Annotated in this window: 3 protein-coding genes and 1 pseudogene; 2 read left to right on the top strand and 2 right to left on the bottom strand. The window is 59.3% G+C overall.

Features of this window, described 5'->3' with window-relative positions; translation table 11 throughout:
* Together QP965_RS11365 and QP965_RS11370 are read right to left on the bottom strand one after the other, a co-directional pair.
* The coding region (locus tag QP965_RS11365; protein ID WP_502869273.1) for a helix-turn-helix domain-containing protein at positions 1 to 695 on the bottom strand (695 nt) is incomplete at its 3' end.
* A 209-nt stretch (positions 696 to 904) separates the two neighbouring features.
* A complete protein-coding gene (locus tag QP965_RS11370; RefSeq protein WP_070477224.1) occupies positions 905 to 1303 on the bottom strand; it encodes an SHOCT domain-containing protein in 399 nt (132 codons plus the stop codon).
* 232 nt (positions 1304 to 1535) lie between these two features.
* On the opposite strand from QP965_RS11370, the gene QP965_RS11375 reads away from it, so the two are divergent.
* Complete coding sequence (locus QP965_RS11375) at positions 1536 to 1847, top strand: transposase family protein (RefSeq protein WP_010189373.1); 312 nt, start codon at positions 1536 to 1538, stop codon at positions 1845 to 1847.
* 227 nt (positions 1848 to 2074) lie between these two features.
* A pseudogene (locus QP965_RS11380) lies at positions 2075 to 3127 on the top strand (IS256 family transposase); the annotation flags it as partial.
* Positions 3128 to 3200: the final 73 nt, after the last annotated feature.

Consider the following 3200-nt stretch of genomic DNA (forward strand, 5'->3'; position numbering starts at 1 on the left):
CCAGCAGAGCGCTGAAGACGCCGAGCTATCTCACGTACACCTTTGCCTTGCCGGTCAAGATCAAAGATGAGCTCGCGCTCTTCTATCGATAGATAGCGCGAAGAAATACGCCTATCGATACGCTGTTGTGGAATAACCTGAACTGGAACTGCTTGGCGACCATCAACGTACTCGATTACCTGCATAAGCCTGTTATACAGCGCCACATCCGGGCCATCCGGGACAAAAGGCACACGCCCGGTGGAAAGCTTAATGACGCCTTTGTCTATATCAGCAGCATTACGCGGATGAATGCCACAGGCTAAAGCGGCATCTTTGCGTCCTAAAGCATTTACACGCAGTTGCAGATAGCTACACCGGCGAGTTGTTGCTGCAGCTTTGCGGCCGTACGGATTGCGTTTCCACAAACCAAGCTCAATACCGATTCGATATACCGGAGTAGAGCCTATGGAAAGCTGGCGCGCAATATCCATTGGCGCCACACCTTCAAGCCACAGGCGAGCTATTTCCTCACTGTCAGCCGAGCTAATGCGCCTGCGGCGCTTGCGCGGCAAGTCCAACTCACCAGCAAGCCGATAAGCCACCGACCGCGGTAAACCAACCACACCAGCAGCCGCCCGTATTGAACTACCAGCCCGAACCAACGACGCAAACCGCGCCACGACAACAGAATCCGGAACCCATTTCGACTCCACACAATCACCCAACCCATGTCAGGTGTTTCCACGACCGCTAGAAATCAAGCACGCCGAACGGTACTAGTTAAGCCCCCTTACTTGCCGCGTTTCTTGCGTGGGAGGTAAGGGGGCTTTTGCATTTCATTGAAGCTTGGCGAATACCTAGGCCGCGCCGGATGGCCGCCCTCGGACCGCGACGCTGCGGCTGGCGAGGGAGCGGACCAGGGTCAGACCGAGGAGAGCGCCCTTGCCTTGATCTGGTCGAACTCCTGCTGGGTAATCGCTCCCGAGTCGAGAAGGGCCTTCGCCGAGGCGATCTCATCGGTCGGGCTCGATCCGGCGGAGCCGCCGGCGACGGACTTGATGTACTCATCCTGCCGCTGCTGGAGCTCCTGGCGCGCCTCGACCGCGCGGTCGGTCATCCCCCGACCTCGAACAAGCAGGTACGCGAGCATTCCGATGAACGGCAGCGCGAGGATGAACACCACCCACAGCGCCTTTGCGAAGCCGCCGAGGTCCTTGCTGCGGAAGAGATCTCCGAAGATCCACCACAGGGACATGAGCCATGCGAAGAAGATGAAGAACTCGAACATGGCGAGTAGGAATGAGCCGTTGTCGTCGAACATTTGCTGACTGCCTCCTGACTGGATGGACGCTGGCCGAGCGGTCCACGCGGACCCCAGCGCACGACGGTTAGGAACAAGGACGTGCCCGGGCCGTCGCCGAACCATGTTAGCAGCTTTTCCTCACCAAGCGTGGTAGCCGGGTTGCGACGCGCTGACCGGGTTGGGCTGGTGAAGACGGGCCTGGGACTCCACGATTCGTAGCGACCAAGCAACGGATCGAGAGGAGTCCCAGGTGAGTGTTGAGGCTACCGTCCTGCCCGCTGCGATGCTCGGCATCTCGGGGTTGGTGGTGCTTGCCGTCGGTGAGTACGGCGGTGAGCTGGAGCTGTTGGTGGAGACCTCCGAGTCGGTGACCGGGTGCCCGCGGTGCGGGGTGGTCGCGGTGGCCCACGGCCGGCGTGAGCATCTGGTGCGTGACATCCCCTCGGCGGGGCGGCCGGTGCTGCTGGTGTGGCGCAAGCGGCTGTGGCGGTGCGCCGAACCGGCGTGCCCGCAACGTACCCGGTCAGTACACCTAATAAAGCGACGTCAGTACGTTCGCTAATGCTCGAGCTGATCTTTCATCGCTCGTACCTCTTGGCTGCCAGCGTGGTCACTTATTCGCAACCGCCCACCGTGCGTTCTCTACACCCCTCACCGTTGCACTCATGTGAGACATTTGAACGCGCTGTGGCCTTATCCGTCCCCGCGGATTGCTCCTCGCCTGTCATTCCTGAAGGGTGTCAGGAAGTTTGTGTGTGAGGCTCTGATCTAGAAGGAGTTTCACCGATAATGACTACGGTGTCACCGAAGAAAAGCCATGACCCGGCGAGGGTCAACGAGATCAGCGAGAAGCTGATGGAAAATCCTGAAATCGCCAGCTTGATCAGCGAGCTGTCGACTTCTGCTGATGATGCAAGCGAGCTGGTCAAAGGCCTGCTGCAGGCATCGATCAACGCTGGCCTTAAGGCGGAGATGGATGCGCACTTGGGCTACGGCCATTCCGACCGCAAAGCGAAATCCCAGGTCGAAACCGCACAGGAGAATAATCACCGTAACGGGTCGTACACCAAGACCGTCAATTCTGGCTACGGCGCAGTTGAGGTGACCGTGCCCAGGGATCGTGCCGGCACGTTTACTCCCCGGATGGTGCCCAAGGGTGCACGCAGGCTCACAGAACTCGACGACATGATTATCTCGCTCTACGCCGGTGGGATGACCGTGCGCGATATCCAGCATCACCTCGCGACCACCCTTGGGGTGGATATGAGCCCGGATACGATCAGCACCATTACCGATGCGGTCTTGGACGAAGTCATGATCTGGCAAAACCGCCAGCTCGACGAGTTTTACCCGGTGATCTTCCTCGACGCGCTACGCGTGAAAATCCGTGACGGCCACCGCGTGGTCAACAAGGCTTGCTACATGGCGGTTGGTGTCGACATGGACGGCATCAAGCACATCCTGGGACTGTGGATCGCCGACAATGAAGGCGCCGCATTCTGGGCATCGGTGTGTGCGGATCTGGCTAACCGCGGTGTCCAAGACGTGTTCATCGTGTGCTGCGACGGGCTCAAAGGCTTGCCGGAAGCCGTGGAGGCAACCTGGCCGAATTCCATGGTGCAGACCTGTATTGTGCACCTGATTCGGGCTGCGAACCGGTGGGTGTCGTATCAGGACCGCAAAGGTGTCTCCCGGGCGCTGCGTGAGGTCTACACGGCCGCAAACGAGGACACCGCCCGTGCCGCCTTGGATGCGTTCGAAGCCAGTGAACTGGGCCGGAAATACCCGCAGTCGGTCAAAGTCTGGCGCGACGCTTGGGAGCGGTTCGTGCCGTTTCTGGAGGGTGTCAGGAAGTTTGTGTGTGAGGCTCTGATCTAGAAGGAGTTTCACCGATAATGACTACGGTGTCACCGAA

Source organism: Corynebacterium sp. MSK074, from assembly GCF_030229735.1.
Classification (GTDB): domain Bacteria; phylum Actinomycetota; class Actinomycetes; order Mycobacteriales; family Mycobacteriaceae; genus Corynebacterium.